Origin of the sequence: Dietzia sp. B44, assembly GCF_014145245.1 — a bacterium.
Lineage (GTDB): Bacteria > Actinomycetota > Actinomycetes > Mycobacteriales > Mycobacteriaceae > Dietzia > Dietzia natronolimnaea.
Genome location: NZ_JAALEF010000512.1, coordinates 7,060 through 7,749, shown reverse-complemented (window position 1 = coordinate 7,749; position 690 = coordinate 7,060). Strand labels below are relative to the sequence as shown.

The 690-nt window shown below is 68.0% G+C and carries 1 protein-coding gene; it reads left to right on the top strand.

What is annotated here, in order from left to right; genetic code table 11:
- Positions 1-690, top strand: a 690-nt coding sequence (locus G6017_RS15635) for a DUF7008 domain-containing protein (RefSeq protein WP_524536318.1), incomplete at both ends; no start/stop codon positions are given.

Below are 690 nucleotides of genomic sequence, written 5' to 3'. Positions count from 1 at the left end.
CGGAACGCGGTGCAGCAGCGCCTGGACCGCATGGCCGAGGACCGTTCGCTGGAACTGCTGGAGCGTCCCGAGTACAAGCGGCGCTGGTCCTCCATGCCCTGGGCCGACCGAGTCCGTTCAGCGTTGGCGGAGTGGATCCTGGACAGGCTGGAGAACCCCGAGCTGTGGAAGGACCCCAACGGGTATCCGCAGCCGCAGTCGATTCGCCAGCTGGCAGCGAAGGTCGAGACCGATCCGCGACTGAGCGGTGTGGCCGGGGCACTGGAGCTGTGGTCGACCATACGCCAGGCGGGAACGCTCGCGACTCTCGTGGCGCTGCTGGCAGATGAGGCGGTCCCCTACCTGGCAGCCCTCCGGTTCAAGGACTCCGGACTGCGCAAGTTCGCCGAATGGCAGGTCACGTGGGACGCCCAACGCGCCGAGGACCGCGGCGAGATCACCACCGACCAGGTCCCGGTGCCGCCCAAGTACACCTCTGCGGACTTCCGCAAGACCTCATACTGGCAGGCCCGCGGCAAGCTCGACGTGCCCAAGGAACGCTTCATTGCCTACCCCGGCGCCTCGGGCCCCGACGATCCCACCGCGATGCTGGGCTGGGCAGGTTGGGACCACGCCGAACAGGGCATCGCCCTGGTCTCGCTGTACGACGACCGCAAAGATAACACCGACCCCGCCCAAGTCGTCCCGCTC